Origin of the sequence: Pseudomonas sp. FW305-28 (assembly GCF_017351395.1) — a bacterium.
GTDB classification, from domain to species: Bacteria; Pseudomonadota; Gammaproteobacteria; order Pseudomonadales; family Pseudomonadaceae; genus Aquipseudomonas; species Aquipseudomonas fluorescens_AA.
In genome coordinates, this window is the sequence record NZ_JACNDD010000031.1 from 31,255 (window position 1) to 50,843 (window position 19,589).

At 62.4% G+C, this 19,589-nt stretch carries 14 protein-coding genes; 8 read left to right on the forward strand and 6 right to left on the reverse strand.

What is annotated here, in order from left to right; genetic code table 11:
- Positions 1-61 precede the first annotated feature (61 nt).
- Together J4E53_RS09980 and J4E53_RS09985 are read left to right on the forward strand one after the other, a co-directional pair.
- Positions 62-742 carry a heavy metal response regulator transcription factor gene (locus J4E53_RS09980; RefSeq protein WP_072407801.1) on the forward strand — a complete coding sequence of 227 codons (681 nt, stop codon included), beginning with the start codon at positions 62-64 and terminating at the stop codon, positions 740-742.
- On the forward strand, positions 739-2,091 hold the full coding sequence (locus J4E53_RS09985) for a heavy metal sensor histidine kinase (RefSeq protein ID WP_103308893.1): 1,353 nt from the start codon (positions 739-741) through the stop codon (positions 2,089-2,091). The genes J4E53_RS09980 and J4E53_RS09985 overlap by 4 nt, the downstream gene beginning before the upstream one ends.
- A 101-nt stretch (positions 2,092-2,192) precedes the next feature.
- On the opposite strand, the gene J4E53_RS09990 is transcribed toward J4E53_RS09985, so the two are convergent.
- From J4E53_RS09990 to J4E53_RS10000, 3 genes are all read right to left on the reverse strand, one after another.
- On the reverse strand, positions 2,193-3,437 hold the full coding sequence (locus tag J4E53_RS09990; protein ID WP_072407805.1) for a lipoprotein-releasing ABC transporter permease subunit: 1,245 nt from the start codon (positions 3,435-3,437) through the stop codon (positions 2,193-2,195).
- A gap of 63 nt (positions 3,438-3,500) precedes the next feature.
- Entirely contained in the window at positions 3,501-4,184 is a 684-nt protein-coding gene (gene lolD, locus J4E53_RS09995) for a lipoprotein-releasing ABC transporter ATP-binding protein LolD (RefSeq protein ID WP_162843734.1), read from the reverse strand.
- Between the two features lie 7 nt (positions 4,185-4,191).
- Complete coding sequence (locus J4E53_RS10000; protein WP_092166585.1) at positions 4,192-5,442, reverse strand: lipoprotein-releasing ABC transporter permease subunit; 1,251 nt, start codon at positions 5,440-5,442, stop codon at positions 4,192-4,194.
- Positions 5,443-5,536: 94 nt separating this feature from the next.
- Between J4E53_RS10000 and J4E53_RS10005 the strand changes: the two genes are divergently transcribed.
- Positions 5,537-6,133 carry a PilZ domain-containing protein gene (locus J4E53_RS10005; RefSeq protein WP_103308894.1) on the forward strand — a complete coding sequence of 199 codons (597 nt, stop codon included), beginning with the start codon at positions 5,537-5,539 and terminating at the stop codon, positions 6,131-6,133.
- The gene (locus tag J4E53_RS10010; protein WP_072407809.1) at positions 6,130-6,852 is read left to right on the forward strand and encodes a glycerophosphodiester phosphodiesterase family protein; all 723 of its coding nucleotides are present in this window, start codon (positions 6,130-6,132) and stop codon (positions 6,850-6,852) included. Before J4E53_RS10005 ends, J4E53_RS10010 begins: the two co-directional genes overlap by 4 nt.
- A gap of 42 nt (positions 6,853-6,894) precedes the next feature.
- On the opposite strand, the gene sthA is transcribed toward J4E53_RS10010, so the two are convergent.
- Entirely contained in the window at positions 6,895-8,289 is a 1,395-nt protein-coding gene (sthA, locus tag J4E53_RS10015; RefSeq protein ID WP_003183399.1) for a Si-specific NAD(P)(+) transhydrogenase, read from the reverse strand.
- A gap of 211 nt (positions 8,290-8,500) precedes the next feature.
- On the reverse strand, positions 8,501-9,490 hold the full coding sequence (locus J4E53_RS10020) for an FAD:protein FMN transferase (protein ID WP_103308895.1): 990 nt from the start codon (positions 9,488-9,490) through the stop codon (positions 8,501-8,503).
- 254 nt (positions 9,491-9,744) lie between these two features.
- Here J4E53_RS10020 and J4E53_RS10025 point away from each other — a divergent pair, with 254 nt between their 5' ends.
- Positions 9,745-11,043, forward strand: coding sequence for an MFS transporter (locus J4E53_RS10025; protein ID WP_103308897.1), 1,299 nt, complete (start codon positions 9,745-9,747; stop codon positions 11,041-11,043).
- 168 nt (positions 11,044-11,211) lie between these two features.
- Here J4E53_RS10025 and J4E53_RS10030 read toward each other — a convergent pair whose 3' ends face one another.
- Positions 11,212-12,675 carry a glyceraldehyde-3-phosphate dehydrogenase gene (locus tag J4E53_RS10030; protein ID WP_060738403.1) on the reverse strand — a complete coding sequence of 488 codons (1,464 nt, stop codon included), beginning with the start codon at positions 12,673-12,675 and terminating at the stop codon, positions 11,212-11,214.
- 168 nt (positions 12,676-12,843) lie between these two features.
- Here J4E53_RS10030 and mfd point away from each other — a divergent pair, with 168 nt between their 5' ends.
- From mfd to J4E53_RS10045, 3 genes are read left to right on the forward strand one after another with little or no spacing between them, the layout of a single operon-like run.
- The gene (gene mfd / locus J4E53_RS10035; RefSeq protein ID WP_060738404.1) at positions 12,844-16,293 is read left to right on the forward strand and encodes a transcription-repair coupling factor; all 3,450 of its coding nucleotides are present in this window, start codon (positions 12,844-12,846) and stop codon (positions 16,291-16,293) included.
- Between the two features lie 10 nt (positions 16,294-16,303).
- Complete coding sequence (locus J4E53_RS10040) at positions 16,304-16,870, forward strand: CsiV family protein (protein WP_103308898.1); 567 nt, start codon at positions 16,304-16,306, stop codon at positions 16,868-16,870.
- Between the two features lie 11 nt (positions 16,871-16,881).
- The gene (locus tag J4E53_RS10045; protein ID WP_060738406.1) at positions 16,882-19,575 is read left to right on the forward strand and encodes a DEAD/DEAH box helicase; all 2,694 of its coding nucleotides are present in this window, start codon (positions 16,882-16,884) and stop codon (positions 19,573-19,575) included.
- Positions 19,576-19,589: the final 14 nt, after the last annotated feature.

Sequence of the window (19,589 nt, forward strand, 5' to 3'; positions counted from 1 at the left end):
GCGCCACCAGCCCGCCTGCCACGGTATAACGCCCTTGTCCCAACCCAGCCTTGAGCCGCCCATGAAACTGCTGATCGTCGAAGACCAAACCAAAACCGGCCAATACCTGCGCCAAGGCCTGGGCGAAGCCGGGTTCAACGCCGACCTGGTGGCCGACGGCATCACCGGCCAGCAACTGGCCTTGAGCGGTGAATACGCCTTGCTGATCCTCGACGTGATGTTGCCCGGCCGCGATGGCTGGCAGATCCTGCAAGCCGTCCGCGGGGCTGGCCTGGATACCCCGGTGCTGTTCCTCACCGCGCGGGACGCGGTACAGGATCGGGTGCATGGGCTGGAGCTGGGCGCCGATGATTACCTGGTCAAGCCCTTTGCTTTTTCCGAGTTGCTGGCGCGGGTGCGCAGCCTGTTGCGCCGAGGCGGTTCGACGCAACAGGAAACCAGCCTGCAACTGGCCGACTTGCGCCTGGACCTGATCCGCCGTCGCGTCGAACGCAGCGGTCGGCGCATCGACCTCACCGCCAAGGAGTTCGCCTTGTTGGAAATGCTCCTGCGCCGCCAGGGTGAAGTGCTGCCCAAATCGCTGATCGCGTCCCAGGTCTGGGACATGAACTTCGACAGCGACACCAACGTCATCGAGGTCGCCATCCGGCGCCTGCGCATCAAGATCGACGATGAGTTCCCCAATAAGCTCATCCACACCGTGCGGGGCATGGGGTATGTGCTTGAAGAGCGCAGCCTGTGAGGGGCCGGTGGTCGCTGAGCAGCCGCCTGGCGCTGCTGTTCGCCGCCTGCACGGCAGTGGTGTCGTTGTTTGCCGGCGTGCTGTTCAGCCGTGGCAGCGAGGCACACTTCATCGAGCTGGACCAGCAACTGCTCGAAGGCAAGCTGATCGGCCTGCGCCGCGCCCTGCAAGACCTTAACGCCGAGCAGACCCAACGCCGGCTGGAAGATGAGCTGAGCCGTCAGGCCGACCTGGCGCTGCGCATCAAAGGCAGCGATGGCGTGCGTTGGTACGACAGTTCGATCCGGATTCCGGCTCAGTTGCCGGAGCGGCCCGGCCTGTCGACCCTCAGCGATGCCGACAACGATTACCGGGTGTTGAATGCACCGCTGTATCCCGACCGAGCCGATTCACCGCAACTGACCCTGTTGCTGGACATCACCCACCACCAGCACTTCCTGCAACGCATGCAAAGGCTGATCTGGCTGACCGTCGGCCTTTCGGCCCTGGCCACCGCCCTGCTCGGTGCCTGGGCCGCCCGGCGGGCCCTGCGGCCGTTGCGACGCATGGGCGCCATCGCCGGCAACGTCTCGGCCCGTTCCCTCAACGCCCGCCTGCCCGAAGAGCAGATGCCCGCCGAACTGGCGGAATTGGCCCACAGCATCAACGCCATGCTCGGACGCCTCGACGATGCGTTTCAGCGGCTCTCGGCGTTCTCTGCCGACATCGCCCATGAGTTGCGCACGCCGCTGTCGAACCTGCTGACCCACACCCAAGTCACCCTCACTCGCGAACGCCCCCTGGAGGATTACCGCGAGGCGTTGCACAGCAATCTCGAAGAACTGCAATGGATGGCGCAACTGGTCAACGACATGCTGTACCTGGCCAAGGCCGACCACGGCTTGCTGGCGCTCAATCGCGAACCGCTGCAATTGGCCGAGGAAGTGGACGTGCTGCTGGACTTCTTCGCGCCGCTGGCCGAAGACACCAACGTCCGCCTGAGCCGCGAGGGCGATGGCCGCATAGAGGGTGACCGCAACATGTTGCGCCGGGCGCTCTCCAACCTGCTGGACAACGCCCTGCGCTTCACCCCCGCTGACGGCGAAGTGCGGGTGCACATTGTCGATGCGACTCAAGGAGTGAGCGTTAGTGTGGAGAACAGTGGCGAAGGAATTGCAGCGGACTTGCTGCCGCGCCTGTTCGACCGCTTCTACCGCGCCGACCCGGCCCGCCAGGAAGGCAGCAGCGAACATGCGGGGCTTGGACTGGCCATCACCCGCTCGATCATCCGCGCCCATGGCGGGCAGATCCGTTGTGAATCGGCCGAAGGCTGGACGCGGTTCCTGATCGAATTGCCGAAGGGGGATTAAGCCCGACACAACCCCTGTGGCGAGGGAGCTTGCTCCCGCTGGAGCGCGAAGCGCTCCAAAAAAAAGCCACAGGCCTGGCAAGCATCCAGACCTACGGGGTATCAGGAATACCGCAACGCCTGCGCCGGTTCGATCTTCGCCGCGCGCCATGCCGGGTAGACGGTGGCGAGGAAGCTCAGGATGAACCCGGCCGAGCAGATCAGCACGACGTCGCCACGCTGCAGCTCCGACGGCAGGTTGCTGACGAAATACACATCGGAACTGAAGATGTGCTGGCCGCTGACCCGTTCCAGCCAGCCCACCAGCGCACTGACGTTCAACGCCGCGATCACCCCCAGCACGCCACCGATGAGCGTGCCGACGACACCAATCACCGTGCCCTGGACCATGAAGATCGCCATGATCTGCCGCGGCGTGGCGCCGATGGTACGCAGGATCGCGATGTCCGCGCCCTTGTCGTTCACCACCATGATCAGCGTGGCGATGATGTTGAACGCCGCCACCGCGACAATCATCAGCAACAGCAAGCCAATCATGGTTTTTTCCATTTTCATGGCGCTGAACAGGCTGCCCTGGGTATGAGTCCAGTCGTCAGCCTTGTAATCCGCGCCAAGGCCAGTGGCGATGTCACCGGAGACCTTCGGCGCTGCGTACAAGTCTTTCACCGCCAGGCGCACGCTTTGCACCTGGTTCGGCTGCCAATGCTGCATCTGCGCGGCGTCGGCCAGGTGGATCAGGGCCATGGAACCGTCCAGCTCGGCGCCGACCTTGAACACACCCACGACGTTCAAGCGCTGCATCCGCGGCGTGATGCCCCCCGGCGCGGTGCTGACTTCCGGCACGATCAACGTCAGTTTGTCACCGACATTCAAACGGAAACGCCGGGCCGTGATCTCACCGATGACCACACCGTATTCGCCCGGCTTCAAGGCATCGAGACGCCCCTGGACGATATGCTGGGCAACGATGGACACCTTGCCTTCCTGGGCCGGATCGATGCCGCTGATCTGGATCGGCTGCATCGAACCTTTATGGCTCAGCATGCCTTCCATCTCGGTAAACGGCACAGCGGCAGTGACTTCGGGATTCTTCAGCGCCGCGGCGGCCACCGGCTGCCAGTCGTCGATCGGGTTCACACCGACGATCGTGGCGTGGGGCACCATGCCGAGGATGCGCGAGCTCATCTCGCGCTGGAAGCCGTTCATCACCGACAACACCACGATCATTGCCAGCACACCCAGGGCGAGGCCGATCATCGAGGTCATGGAGATGAACGAAACAAAGCGATTGCGGCGCTTGGCGCGGGTATAGCGCGTGCCGATAAAGATCGATAACGGTCTGAACATTCGCGGGGCACCGTATGAAAATAAAAGACCCGGCACTGTTTCCAAGTGTCGGGTTTCGGTCGGTCAGATGGGCGTCAGGCAACCTTCCTGCAAGTGCAGGACGCGGTCCATCTGCCGGGCCAGGTTCATGTCGTGGGTCACCACCAGGAACGCCGTGCGCATCGAGGTGCTGAGCTCCAGCATCAAGTCCTGGATGCCTTGGGCGGTGTGGGAGTCGAGGTTGCCGGTCGGCTCATCGAGCATTACCAGACCAGGCTTGTTGACCAGGGCCCGGGCAATCGCCACGCGCTGACGCTCGCCACCGGACAGTTCGGCCGGCTTGTGTTCCAGGCGATGCCCCAGCCCTACCCGCTCCAGCAACGCCGTGGCGCGCTGACGGGCCTCGGGAATCGCCGTGCGGCCGATCAACAGCGGCATGCAGACGTTTTCCAGCGCGGTGAACTCGGGCAGCAGATGGTGGAACTGGTAGACGAAACCCAGGGAACGGTTGCGCAGCAGGCCACGGGCCTTCTCGTTCAGCGCCGACAGTTCTTCGCCGGCCAGCCAGACGCTGCCGGCGGTTGGCGTATCCAGGCCGCCCAGCAGGTTGAGCAAGGTACTTTTGCCGGACCCGGAGGTACCGACAATCGCCACGCGCTCGCCCGGGTGCAGTTCCAGTTGCAGGCCCGACAACACCACCACCGACTCCGGGCCTTCCTCGTAGGATTTACCCAGGTTGCGGCAGCTCAAGATCGCTTTTTCACTCATGCCCGACTCACTCATAACGTAACGCCTCCGCAGGCTGGGTGCGCGCGGCACGCCAGGCAGGATACAGGGTGGCGAGGAAACTCAGGACCAACGCGGCGCCGCAGACCATCAACACGTCATCGGACTGCAACTGCGATGGCAGGTAGTCGATGAAGTACACGTCGGCGTTGAGAAACTTGTGCCCGATCAGGCCCTCGAGGGCGGCGATCGCGGCGCTGACATTCAGTGCGGCGAACATCCCGACCAGGGCCCCCACGAACGTACCGATCACGCCAATGACCGTGCCCTGGACCATGAAGATCCGCATGATCTGCCCTGGCGTGGCACCGAGGGTGCGCAAGATCGCGATGTCGCCCTTCTTGTCGTTCACCACCATCACCAGCGTGGAAATGATGTTGAACGCCGCCACGGCGACAATCAGCAACAGCAGCAGGCCGATCATGGCTTTTTCCATGCGGATCGCCTGGTACAGGTTGCCGTGAGTGCGGGTCCAGTCCCGGGCGTAGTAGCGGTCTTCGCCAAGCTGCTGGGCGATGGTCCAGGCCACACGCGGCGCCTGGAACAGGTCATCGAACTTCAACCGCAGGCCCTGGACCTGATCCGGTTTCCAACGATGCAGGCGGGCCAGGTCCTGGAGGTTGGTGACCCCCAGGTAACCGTCCAGCTCGCCGGCGCCGACATGGAAGATGCCGACCACGGTAAAGCGTTTCATGCGCGGGAACATGCCGCCCGGGGTCACGGTGACCTCCGGGGCGACGAAGGTCAGCTTGTCGCCGATGGCAACGCCGAGCTTGGCCGCGGCCTTGTCGCCGATGACGATGCCGAAGCTGCCGGGCGCCAGGTCGTCGAGTTTGCCCTGCTGCATGAAGTTATCGATGATCGACACCTGCCGCTCGAGTCCGGGGTCGATGCCATTGAGCAACACCTTGGACACCTTGCCGTCGTTGGTCAGCAACCCCTGCATCTGGATGAATGGCGCCACGGCCAACACCTGCGGGTTCTGCTTGACCTTGGCGGCCAGGCTCGGCCAATCGCTGATGGCTTCGCCGGTTTCGAGGGTCGCGTGGGGCACCATGCCCAGCACGCGGGTGCGCATCTCATGGTCGAAGCCGTTCATCACCGAGAGCACGACGATCATCACGACCACGCCAAGGGCCAGTCCGATGATGGACGTCAGGGAAATGAACGATACGAAATGATTGCGACGCTTTGCACGGGTATAACGCGTGCCGATAAATACGAAGAGAGGTCTGAACATGTCGGGGCTTGTTCGGAGGGAAAAGGAACGTCCTTGTGGCGGGGGTCACAAACCAGCTTTACACTCAGACCACCGCCGCTACCATGGGTTCGCCATGTCGACATTAGATGAAGAAGATCGCCGCGAATACTACCGTATCGAGGACACGATCGCACTGGAAATTCGGCCCCTCTCCATTCCTGAAGCTGCTGGCCAGGAAGTGTTGCAGGATGCTTCTCCACTGTTCAACCTGCTCAGTGAACTGCACCTGAGCGAATTCGAGTCACAGCACCTGCTGCGCCAGATCAGCGAGCGCGAACGCAGCGTCGCGGCGTACCTCAAGGCGATGAACAAACGCATCGACCTGCTCAGCCAGGTCATTGCCCTGACGGTGCTCGGCGAAATCGGCGAGCCACAGCCGGTGATCATTTCCGAAGGCGGCGTCGACTTCCAATACCCCACCCCAATCGCCGTCGGCGCCCACTTGTCGATCAAGCTGGTGCTGATGCCCCAGGCCCTCGGTTTGCTGCTGCGGGCGCGGGTCACCCACTGTGACCCCAAGGGCGACGGCTACGACGTGGGCACCGAGTTCGAACGCCCCACCGACGCCCAGCGCCAGTTGCTGGCCCGCTACATCCTGCAGAAACAGGCGCAAGAACGGCGCCTGGCCCGGGAACTGACCGAATCAGGTATCAATAAGGAAGAACCGTGACCCTCATTTATGGCCACCGCGGCGCCAAGGGCGAAGCGCCGGAAAACACCCTGACCGGTTTTCAGGAGTGCCTCAAGCACGGCGTACGCCGTTGCGAGCTGGACCTGCATCTTTCGATGGACGGCGAGTTGATGGTCATCCACGACCCGACCCTCAAGCGCACCACGGACCGCCGCGGCAAGGTGGTGGAACATTCCGCCGCCGAGCTGGTGACCTACGATGCGCGCAAGGGTGGCCCGGGCTGGATCAAGCCGTGCCCGATCCCACGCCTGGAGGAGCTGTTCGAGACATGTGATTTCGAGCATTGGCAACTGGAGGTCAAGAGCGCTTCACGCACCCGCGCTGCGGCCACCGTGTTGGGGATCCGCGAAATGGCCCAGCGGTTCGGGCTGCTGGACAAAATCACCATCACGTCCAGTTCCCGGGAAGTGCTCAAGGCGGCCCTGGACCTGACCCCGGACATCTCCCGCGGACTGGTGGCCGAATACGCCTGGCTCGACCCGTTGAAGGTCGCCCAGAGCTACGGCTGCGAGATTCTGGCGCTGAACTGGACCCTGTGCACGCCGGAACGCCTGATCAAGGCGCAGCGCCAGGGGCTGCATGTGTCGGTGTGGACCGTCAACGAGCCCGCGCTGATGCGCAGGCTCGCCGACTTTGGCGCTGACAGCCTGATTACAGACTTTCCCGGTTTGGCCACTGCCACCCTCGGGAAGGGCTGAAATCGGTCTCCCCGGCCGGCTCAGGCCACCGGCCGGAGCCGCTCAAAAAAGCCGGTTGAGCCCGTCATAGGCCGCTACCCGATAGGCTTCGGCCATGGTCGGGTAGTTGAACGTGGTGTTGACGAAGTACTTCAGCGTGTTCAGCTCGCCCGGCTGGTTCATGATCGCCTGGCCGATGTGCACGATCTCCGACGCCTGGTAGCCGAAGCAGTGCACGCCCAGCACTTCCAGGGTCTCGCGGTGGAACAGGATCTTCAGCATGCCTTGCGGCTCGCCGGCGATCTGCGCGCGCGCCATGCTCTTGAAGAACGCCTTGCCCACTTCGTACGGCACCTTGGCCTGGGTCAGCTCCTGCTCGTTCTTGCCGATCGAGCTGATCTCCGGAATGGTGTAGATGCCGGTCGGCACGTCGTTGACGAAGCGCCAGCTGCCGTTGTCGACAATGCTGCCGGCGGCCGAGCGGCCCTGGTCGTGGGCGGCACTGGCCAGGCTCGGCCAGCCGATCACGTCACCAGCACCGTAGATGTTCGGCACGCAGGTGCGGTAGTTCTCATCGACTTCGATCTGGCCGCGACTGTTGACCTTCACGCCGATGTTTTCCAGGCCCAGGGTGTCGGTGTTACCGGTACGGCCGTTGCACCAGAGCAAGGCGTCGGCCTTGATCTTCTTGCCGGACTTGAGGTGCAGGATCACGCCATTGTCAACGCCTTCGACCCGGTCGTAGTCTTCGTTGTGGCGCACGGTGATGTTGTTGTTGCTGAAGTGATAGCTCAGGGCCTGGGAGATTTCCGAGTCCAGGAAGCTCAGCAACTGGCCGCGGTTATCCACCAGCTCCACCAGCACACCCAGGCCGCTGAAGATCGAGGCGTATTCGCAACCGATCACGCCGGCACCGTAGACGATGAGCTTACGCGGGGTGTGACCCAGGCTCAGGATGGTGTCGCTATCGTAGATCCGCGCATGGTTGAAATCGATGTCGGCCGGGCGATAGGGGCGCGAACCGGTGGCGATGATGATGTGCTTGGCCACCAGCTTCTCGACCACGCCATTGCCGCAGACCACTTCGACCGTCTGCTCGTCGGCAAAGCTGCCCGTGCCGAAGAACACGTCCACGCGGTTGCGGGCGTAGTAGCCGGTGCGCGAGGCCACTTGCTTGGAGATCACCTTCTCGGCGCTCTTGAGCACGTCCGGGAAGGAGAACCAGCGCGGCTCGCCGATGGCCCGGAACATCGGGTTGGTGTTGAACTGCATGATCTGCCGGACCGAGTGACGCAAGGCCTTGGACGGGATGGTACCCAAGTGGGTGCAGTTGCCGCCGACCTGCCGACGGCTGTCGACCATCGCCACCTTGCGCCCTGCCTTGGCCGCGTTCATTGCCGCGCCTTCCCCCGCCGGGCCGGAACCCAGTACCACCACGTCGTAGTTGTAGACAGCCATGCGTACTCCTCAGAACAGGCCGCGACGCCTCACTAGGCATCGGCGGCTAAATCATGCCGGCCTGCGGCATGAAGGAACAATTTGGGGCCGGTTCACGAGCCCGGCCACAGTCTATAGAAGCGTCAACGCCGCGCACATTACCCCTTGGTCGCGTCGTAGGCTAGTTTTGCCTGCGCTATTTCGCCACAGGTGACCTTTCAGGGCGCTGTCATCATTGAGGTTTTCCGCCCGTCATCCGTTCAAATGCTTCATTGGTGCGAACGACGAAACGGTCATTGTCCCGCAATACGAAAAATACCCCGACGCCCTGTTTCTGGGCATAGTCCCAACCCCGTTCAGGGCCGAGAATCAGCAACAGCGTCGATAGTCCATCGGCCATCAGCGCCGAAGGATGAATCACCGTGACTGACGCCAGGTTATGCAGGACCGGCGCACCAGTACGTGCATCAAAGGTGTGGGAATAACGCTGACCGCCCTGTTCGAAATAATGACGGTAGTCACCCGAGGTGGAAACGCCGTAGCCGTTGACCTCGATGACACGCTCCGCCACTTGCCGGTCATCCCGGGGCTCTTCCAGGGCGATGCGCCAGGCCGAACCATCGGGTTTGCGCCCAACCGCCTTGAGCTCCCCGGTGGCTTCGGCCAGGTAACTGTCGATGCCCAAGGCCTGGAGCCTGGCGGCGATGCGGTCGACGGCATAACCGGCGGCGATACTGTTGAAGTCGACTTCCACCGCGGCACCCTTGCACAACCGGTCGCCCTCAATACGCAAATGACCATGACCGACGCGCTGGCGCACCAAGGCCAAAGCTTCTGCAGTCGGCACTTTCTCTTCCCGGGACTGGGGCCCGAAGCCCCACAGGTTCAACAACGGCTCCACAGTCAGATCGAAGGCGCCATCGCTTTGAACCGACAACTGCTCGCCCACGCGGATCAACTCCAGGACCGGCCCAGGCATGACCTGGCAACTGTTGGCCGGCAATGCGTTGAAGCGTTCAACGTCCGAATCGCTGCGATAAGTCGAGAATTGCCGATCCACTTCGGCAAGGATGTTTTCCACCTCGACCTGCACCGTTTTCGGCGCGGGCCCGGCGGAATGCCTGACGTACTGAATGGAATAATGGCTGCCCATGGTCGGGCCGTCGAAACGTTCCAGGGTGTCGCCGCTGCCACAACCGGACAACACGCCGGCCAGCACCACAAGCCTTCCCCACCGTCCAGTTAACAAATCTTCATCTCTCCTCAAAACCGCGCCGGCCATTATGAGCTTCAGCGCGTGCATGCGCGAACCTGTAGGCGCACACCTGTGGGAGCAAAGCTTGCTCGCGATGAACGATAACGCAGCCTTGCAGCTGGACCGTGTCGCATGCATCGCGAGCAAGCTTTGCTCCCACAGGCTGCCCCCACAGCGTACAAGCACCCTCATACAAGATTTGCCAGAGTGAGTACCTACCCATGTCTTCCACCACGAGCAACGGCAAGGCGATTTTTCGCGTTGTCAGCGGCAACTTCCTGGAGATGTTCGACTTCATGGTCTACGGCTTCTACGCCACGGCCATCGCCAAGACGTTCTTCCCCGCCGACAGTGCGTTCGCCTCGCTGATGCTGTCCCTGGCCACGTTCGGTGCCGGGTTCCTGATGCGCCCTCTGGGGGCGATTTTTCTCGGTGCCTACATCGACCGCCATGGCCGTCGCAAAGGCTTGATCATCACCCTGGCGCTGATGGCCATGGGCACCATACTGATCGCCTGCGTGCCAGGCTACGCCGTCCTCGGCGTGGTGGCCCCCTTGCTGGTGCTGCTGGGCCGATTGCTGCAAGGCTTCTCCGCAGGCGTGGAGCTGGGTGGTGTGTCGGTCTACCTGGCGGAAATCTCCACGCCGGGGCGCAAGGGTTTCTTTGTCAGTTGGCAATCCGCCAGCCAACAGGCGGCGGTGGTGTTTGCCGGCCTGCTGGGGGTTGGCCTCAATCACTGGCTGAGCCCCCAGGAGATGGGCGACTGGGGCTGGCGCGTACCGTTCCTGGTGGGTTGCATGATTGTCCCGGCCATCTTCATGATTCGTCGTTCGCTGGAAGAAACACCTGAATTCCAAGCAAGAAAACACCGCCCCAGCCTGTCGGAAATTGTCCGCTCCATCGGTCAGAACTTCGGCATTGTCTTGGCCGGCATGGCACTGGTGGTGATGACTACCGTGTCGTTCTACCTGATCACCGCCTACACACCGACCTTCGGCAAGGCCGAATTGAACCTGTCGGACCTGGATGCGCTGCTGGTCACGGTGTGCATCGGCTTGTCGAATTTCTTCTGGCTGCCTGTGATGGGGGCGTTTTCCGACAAGATCGGACGCAAACCCCTGCTGCTCGGTGCGACGATCCTGGCGATCCTGACGGCCTATCCGGCGCTGTCCTGGCTGGTAGCCAACCCCAGCTTCAGCCATTTACTGATCGTCGAGCTGTGGTTGTCGTTCCTGTATGGATCCTATAACGGTGCCATGGTGGTGGCCTTGACGGAAATCATGCCGGTCGAGGTACGCACCACCGGTTTCTCCCTGGCCTACAGCCTGGCAACAGCAACGTTCGGCGGATTTACTCCGGCAGCCTGTACCTACCTGATCCATGTGCTCGACAACAAGGCTGCACCGGGGATATGGCTCAGTGGGGCGGCGGTGCTGGGATTGATTGCGACCCTGGTGTTGTTCAAGGGCAATCGGCATGAATTGCGGGCTACGCAAGCTTCGATGGCGAGCGGCGCCTGACAGATCGCCATCGTCGGATCGCCGCCCGGAGCAAGCTCGCTCCCACAGGATGTACACGATCAAACTGTGGGAGCGAGCTTGCTCGCGATGAGGCCAGCCCAGACACCACAAAACCCGGACAAAAAAAACGCCCCGACAAGTCGGGGCGTTTTCACAAGCGGCTAAGGCTTAGCGCGGGAACGCTGGCGGGTTTACCCCGGCCATGTCTTCCATCACGCGAACCACCTGGCAGCTGTAACCGAACTCGTTGTCGTACCAGACGTACAGGACAACGCGGTTATCTTGGCTGATGGTGGCCTCGGCATCCACGACACCGGCGTGGCGCGAACCCACGAAGTCGGTGGACACCACTTCCTGGGAATTGACGAAGTCGATCTGCTTATGCAGATCGGAGTGCAGCGCCATGTAGCGCAGGTACTCGTTCATCTCTTCACGGGTGGCGGCTTTCTCGAGGTTCAGGTTGAGAATCGCCATCGACACGTTCGGCGTCGGCACGCGGATCGCGTTGCCGGTCAGCTTGCCGGCCAGTTCAGGCAGGGCCTTGGCGGCGGCGGTGGCGGCACCGGTCTCGGTGATGACCATGTTCAGCGCGGCGCTGCGGCCACGGCGATCGCCCTTGTGGAAGTTGTCGATCAGGTTCTGGTCGTTGGTGTACGAGTGAACCGTTTCGACGTGACCGTTGACGATGCCGAACTTGTCGTTCACTGCCTTGAGCACCGGCACGATGGCGTTGGTGGTGCAAGAGGCGGCGGAGACGATCTTGTCATCAGCGGTGATGTCACCGTGGTTGATGCCGTGAACGATGTTCTTCAGCTTGCCCTTGCCTGGCGCGGTCAGGACAACGCGGTCGACACCCGGGCAGGCCAGGTGCTGGCCCAGGCCTTCGGCGTCACGCCATACACCGGTGTTGTCCACCAGCAGCGCATCCTTGATACCGTACTGGGTGTAGTCCACCTCGGTCGGGTTCTTCGCGTAGATCACCTGGATCAGGTTGCCGTTGGCAGTGATGGTGTTGTTTTCTTCGTCGATGGTGATGGTGCCGTTGAAGGAACCATGGACCGAGTCACGGCGCAGCAGGCTGGCACGCTTGGTCAGGTCGTTCTCGGCGCCCTTGCGCACCACGATGGCCCGCAGGCGCAGGCCGTCGCCACCACCGGTTTTTTCAATCAGGATGCGCGCCAGCAGACGGCCGATACGACCGAAGCCGTACAGGACCACGTCAGTGCCTTTGCGAGCCGAAACGTTCTGCTGGCCAACCACATCAGCCATCTCTTCACGCACGAACTGCTCGGCGCTACGGCCATTGCCTTCGTTGCGGAATTTGAACGCCAACTTGCCCAGGTCCACCGACGCCGCGCCGAGCTTGAGCTCGCTCATGGCCTTGAGCAGAGGGAATGTTTCGTGGACGGAGAGTTCGCTGTCGTCGGAAGAACGGTGGCGAGCAAAGCGGTGGGCTTTGAGGATCGCGATGACAGACTGGTTGATCAGGCTGCGGCCATAGATCGAGCTCACCACGTTGTTATTGCGGTAGAGCTGACCGATGAGAGGGATCATCGCTTCGGCGAGCGCTTCACGATCAATCCATTCACCAAGACACTGGTCGGGCTTCTGAGTCACGGTAACCTTCCACATGTAGGGGCTGAAAAAAGGGGCTACATTATGCCGCCGAGTCCTCGGCGGAGCAATGCGCGCCCGTCGCGCCGTGGTTTTCCTGCCGGCCAGGGTAGTCTGCGACTGACAGCAGCCCCCTTCCCCCGCTACAATTGTCGACTTTGTCGCAATGCTGGAGCTCAATCTTCCGTGCCCGTTCTGCGTCTTCCGCTTCTCCCTGCCGCGGCAGGTAAACAGCACTGGGGCAACCTGCCCGGTGCCGCCCTGAGCCTGGCCATCGCCGAGGCTGCCAGCGCTGCAAAGCGTTTTACCCTGCTGCTGACCGCCGACAGCCAAAGCGCCGAACGGTTGGAACAGGAGCTGAGTTTTTTCGCTCCGGATTTGCCGGTCTTGCATTTCCCGGACTGGGAAACCCTGCCCTACGATCTTTTTTCACCGCACCAGGACATCATTTCCCAGCGAATCGCCAGCCTTTATCGGCTGCCGGAGCTCAGTCATGGCGTTTTGGTAGTGCCGATCACCACGGCCCTACATCGCCTGGCTCCGACCCAATTCCTGCTTGGCAGCAGCCTGGTGCTGGACATCGGCCAGAAGCTCGATGTCGAGCAAATGCGCACCCGCCTTGAGGCCAGTGGCTATCGCTGCGTCGACACGGTGTACGAGCACGGCGAGTTCGCGGTACGCGGCGCCTTGATCGACCTGTTCCCGATGGGCAGCAAACTGCCTTATCGCATCGACCTGTTCGACGACGAAATCGAGACCCTGCGCACTTTCGACCCGGAAAACCAGCGCTCCATCGACAAAGTGCAGTCGATCCGCCTGTTGCCTGCCAAGGAATTCCCGCTGCAGAAAGACGCCGTGACCCGTTTCAAGGCGCGCTTTCGCGAGCGCTTCGATGTGGATTTCCGCCGCTGCCCGATCTTCCAGGACCTGAGCAGCGGGATCACCCCCGCCGGTATCGAGTATTACCTGCCGCTGTTTTTCGAAGAAACCTCCACCCTGTTCGATTACCTGCCCCAGGACACCCAGGTGTTCTCCCTGCCGGGCATCGAGCAGGCGGCGGAAAACTTCTGGAACGATGTGCGCAATCGCTACGAAGAGCGTCGCGTCGATCCTTCCCGGCCTTTATTACCGCCGGCCGAACTGTTCCTGCCGGTGGAAGACTGCTTTGCCCGCCTCAAGAGCTGGCCGCGGGTGGTAGCAAGCCAGCAGGACGTGGAAACCGGCGTCGGCCGCGAACGCTTCCCGGCCAAGGCGTTGCCGGACCTGGCCATCGAAGCCAAGGCCACGCAGCCATTGGCGGCACTGGCGAGCTTTCTCGACGCATTCCCCGGTCGCGTCCTGTTCACCGCCGAATCCGCGGGGCGTCGCGAAGTGCTGTTGGAACTGCTCGAACGCCTGAAGCTGCGGCCGAAGACAGTGGACAGTTGGCCGGACTTCGTCGCCGGCAAGGATCGCCTGGCGATCACCATCGCGCCGTTGAACGACGGCCTGGTCCTGGATGACCCGGCCCTGGCACTGGTGGCGGAAAGTCCTTTGTTCGGCCAGCGCGTCATGCAGCGCCGCCGTCGCGAGAAACGCGCCGACGCCGCCAACGACGCCGTCATCAAGAACCTCACCGAGCTGCGCGAAGGCGCGCCGGTGGTGCACATCGACCACGGCGTGGGCCGCTACCTGGGCCTGGCGACACTGGAAATCGACAACCAGGCCGCCGAGTTCCTGACCCTGGAATACGCCGAGGGCGCCAAGCTCTACGTGCCGGTGGCGAACCTGCACCTGATCGCCCGCTACACCGGCAGCGACGACGCCCTCGCTCCACTGCATCGCCTGGGCTCGGAAACCTGGCAGAAAGCCAAGCGCAAGGCGGCCGAACAGGTGCGCGACGTGGCCGCCGAACTGCTGGACATTTACGCCCGTCGCGCCGCCCGCGAGGGCTACGCCTTCGCCGATCCGAAAGCCGACTACGAAACCTTCAGCGCCGGTTTCCCGTTCGAAGAAACCGTCGACCAGCAGACCACCATCGAAGCCGTGCGCGCCGACATGCTCGCGCCCAAGCCCATGGACCGGCTGGTGTGCGGCGACGTGGGCTTCGGCAAGACCGAAGTGGCGATGCGCGCCGCGTTCATTGCCGTGCACGGTGGCAAGCAGGTGGCGATCCTGGTCCCGACCACCCTGCTCGCCCAGCAGCACTACAACAGTTTCCGCGACCGCTTCGCCGACTGGCCGGTGACCGTGGAAGTGATGAGCCGCTTCAAATCCACCAAGGAAGTGAACGCCGCCGTGGCCGAACTGGCCGAGGGCAAGATCGACATCGTCATCGGCACGCACAAGCTGCTGCAGGACGACGTGAAGATCAAGAACCTGGGGCTGGTGATCATCGACGAAGAACACCGTTTTGGCGTGCGCCAGAAAGAACAGCTCAAGGCCCTGCGCAGCGAAGTCGACATCCTGACCCTGACCGCCACGCCGATCCCACGCACGCTGAACATGGCGGTGTCGGGCATGCGTGACCTGTCGATCATCGCCACGCCGCCGGCCCGACGCCTGTCGGTGCGCACCTTTGTCATGGAGCAGAACAAAAGCACGGTCAAGGAAGCCCTGCTGCGTGAGCTGCTGCGTGGTGGCCAGGTCTATTACCTGCACAACGACGTGAAGACCATCGAGAAATGCGCCGCCGACCTGGCCGAACTGGTGCCGGAAGCGCGCATCGGCATCGGCCACGGGCAGATGCGCGAACGTGAACTCGAACAGGTGATGAGCGACTTCTACCACAAGCGCTTCAACGTATTGATCGCCTCGACCATCATCGAGACCGGCATCGACGTACCGAGCGCCAACACCATCATCATCGAGCGCGCCGACAAATTCGGCCTGGCCCAACTGCACCAGTTGCGCGGCCGAGTCGGTCGTAGCCACCACCAGGCCTATGCCTATCTGTTGACGCCACCGCGCCAGCAGATCACCCCGGATGCGGAAAAGCGCCTGGAAGCCATCGCTAACACCCAGGACCTCGGCGCCGGCTTCGTGCTGGCCACCAACGACCTGGAAATCCGCGGTGCCGGCGAATTGCTCGGCGACGGCCAGAGCGGCCAGATCCAGGCCGTCGGCTTCACCCTGTACATGGAAATGCTCGAACGCGCGGTCAAGTCGATCCGCAAGGGCGAACAGCCGAACCTCGATCAACCCCTGGGCGGCGGGCCGGAAATCAACCTGCGGGTGCCGGCGCTGATCCCGGAAGACTACCTGCCAGACGTCCACGCGCGGCTGATCCTCTACAAACGCATCGCCTCGGCCAGCGACGAGGAAGGCCTCAAGGACCTGCAGGTGGAGATGATCGACCGCTTCGGCCTGCTGCCGGAACCGACCAAGAACCTGGTGCGCACCACGTTGCTCAAGCTCAAGGCCGAACAACTGGGCATCAAGAAAGTCGACGGTGGCCCCAACGGCGGGCGTATCGAATTCGAGGCCCAGACCCCGGTCGATCCACTGGTGCTGATCAAGTTGATCCAGGGCCAGCCCAAACGTTACAAGTTCGAAGGTGCCACGATGTTCAAATTCATGGTGCCCATGGAACGCGCGGAAGAGCGTTTCAATACCGTGGAGGCGCTGTTCGAGCGCCTCACTCCGACCACTGCTTGAAGGACGCCCCATGCGCCTGTTCCGCTCACTGACCTTGTTGATGACCCTGGTCGCCCCCCTGGCGTTTGCCGACGACCTGTATCAGGTTGAAATGATTCTGGTGCGCCAGAATGCCGAGCCGGCAATTATCAGCCGTGCCGCACCGGAAGACTGGGACGCCGGCGCGCAACGCCTGGGCGCGGACAGCCAGCGCACGCCGGCCATGGGCAACATCGTCGAGAAACTCACCGCCAGCGGCCAATACACGGTATTGATGCACAAGGCCTGGCAGCAGACCCTCGGTGAACAGGGCCGCAAAGTCGCCATCAGCGATGGTGCCGAACAGTTTGGGCAATTTCCCATCGAGGGCACCCTGGAACTGAAACTGGGCCGTTTCACCGACGTGGATGCCGATTTCTGGATCAACCAGATCGACGCCAATGGCCTGGTCACTGCCAGCGAGCGCCTCAAACAGCAGAGCCATACCAAGAATGGCCAACTGAATTTCCTCGATAACGGCCACCTCGGCCTGCTGATCAAGATCACCTCGCTGACCGCGCCCGCGCCACGGCAGGCACCTGAAGTCATTCCGGACTGATTGGCGCGCCTATGCCCTCGCCCCTGAGCAAACCCCTGGCACCTTCCTGGGTCAATCGATTCAAGGAACAGAGCCTGGAGCGCGGGCGCCGTTATGCGCTGGAAAACCGCGTCAGGATCGTCGAGGCCGGCGACAGCACCATCACCGCCAGTTGCGAAGGCTCTGGCGGCAACGTCTACCGTCAGACCATTCGCCTTAAAGAGTCAGCCAAGGGCGCGCTGATTCTGCTCGAAGCCGCGTGCTCCTGCCCGGTGCGCATCAACTGCAAGCACTGCGCGGCGGTGTTGCTGCAAGTCCAGGAAACCCTGGCCTACCCGGCCGCCGAAAAAGACGCGCAATTGCTGGAAAAACTCCAGGCCGTGCTGGACAACCGCAGCCCCAAGGCCCCACCGCAAGTGCTGGTGGACAACATACAACCGGTGCCGCGCCTGTGGCTGGCCAGTATCGAGTTCAGCGCCTTCGAGCCACGCAACGGCAAGATGCAACGCTACATCCAGCACCGCGCCGCCTTGTCCTTCAGCTATCTGGACGAGTACGTCAGCGGCCAGCGCAACACCGACGTGCTGATTCGCCAGGAAACCCAGACGCTGCGGATAAAACGCCACACCGATGTGGAACAGTCCTACCGCGAACAGCTGCGAATCCTCGGTTTCAAGGTCGCGACCCGACAAAGCAAGGCCCTGCCGGAAAGCGCTGGCGAACTGTACGAAATGGTCAACGACAGCGCCTGGCTGACGTTCACCCTCAACGACCTGCCGAAACTGCGCACCCAGGGCTGGGAATTGCAGATCGACGAGGACTTCGGCTTCGACCTGACGGCCGTGGACGAATGGTACGCCACGGTCGAGGAAACACCGGAACGGGATTGGTTCGACCTGGAACTGGGGATCATCGTCAATGGCGAGCGCCTGAGCCTGCTGCCGATCCTGCTGAACCTGATGCGTTCGCACATCGAATTGTTCAACCCGGAACGCCTGGCCCGGCGTCGGGACGATGAACTGATTCTGGTCAACCTGCCCAACCGCCCGAACTCTGAGTTCGGTCCGCAGCAGGTGGCCCTGCCCTATGGCCGCCTGAAACCGGTGCTGGCGACCCTGGGCGAGTTCTACCTGCAAGAACCCGGCACCACCAAACTGCGCCTCAACAGCGCGGACGCCTTGCGCCTGAACCCGCTGCAGGACATGCCACTGACCTGGGAAGGTGGCGAACACATTCGCGGCCTGGCCCAGCGCCTGCGGGACATCAAGGATTACACCACCACCGCGCCGGAAGGCCTGAACGCGACGCTACGGCCTTATCAACTAGAAGGCTTGAGCTGGATGCAATCACTGCGGCAGCTGGAAGTCGGCGGCATCCTCGCGGACGACATGGGCCTGGGTAAAACCCTACAGACCCTGGCGCATATTCTCAGTGAAAAAAACGCTGGGCGTCTCGATCGCCCGTGCATGGTGGTGATGCCCACCAGCCTGATTCCCAACTGGCTCGACGAAGCCGCTCACTTCACACCGCAACTCAAGGTACTGGCCCTGTATGGCGCCGGGCGCAAAAAGCATTTCGAACGACTGGCCGATTACGACCTGGTCCTCACCACCTATGCCTTGCTACCCAAGGATGTCGAGCGCCTGGCCGCGCAGCCATTGCACGTGCTGATCCTCGATGAAGCCCAGTACATCAAGAACCCCACCAGCAAAGCCGCCCAGGCCGCCCGCGAGCTGAACGCCCGCCAGCGGCTGTGCCTGTCCGGTACGCCCCTGGAAAACCACCTGGGCGAATTGTGGTCGTTGTTTCACTTCCTGCTGCCGGGCTGGCTCGGGGACGTCAAGAGTTTCAACCGCGATTACCGCGTACCGATCGAAAAGCGCGGCAGCGATGTACGACTGCAGCACCTCAACGGTCGGATAAAACCCTTCCTGCTGCGCCGGACCAAGGAACAAGTGGCTACCGAGCTGCCGCCCAAGACCGAGATCATCCATTGGGTCGAACTCAGCGATGCCCAGCGCGACGTCTACGAAACCATGCGCCTGGCGATGGACAAGAAGGTCCGCGACGAGATCACGCGCAAAGGCGTGGCCCGCAGCCAGATCATCATTCTTGAGGCGCTGCTCAAGCTGCGCCAGGTGTGTTGCGACCTGCGCCTGATCAACGACGCCACCCTGCCCGCCCGAGGCAGCACCTCGGGCAAGCTCGACAGCCTGATGGAAATGCTCGACGAGCTGTTTGAAGAAGGCCGTCGGGTGCTGCTGTTCTCCCAGTTCACGTCCATGTTGGCGCTGATTGAAGATGAGCTGAAGAAACGCGGCGTCGATTACGCCATCCTGACCGGCCAGACCCGGGACCGTCGCACGCCCGTCAAGGAGTTCCAGAGTGGCAAGCGTCAGATCTTTCTGATCAGCCTGAAGGCCGGTGGTGTAGGCCTGAACCTGACCGAGGCCGACACGGTGATTCACTACGACCCGTGGTGGAACCCGGCCACCGAAAACCAGGCGACCGACCGAGCCTACCGCATCGGCCAGGAGAAGCCGGTGTTCGTCTACAAGCTGATAGCCCGAGGCACGGTGGAAGAGAAAATCCAGCTGCTGCAAAAGGAAAAGTCCGACCTCGCGGCCGGCGTGCTGGACGGACGCGTGGCCGGAGATTGGAAATTGCAGAGCGACGATATCGAAGCGCTGTTCGCGCCGCTGCCGGACAAACTGGAAAAGCGCTGACCCCCCTCAATTCC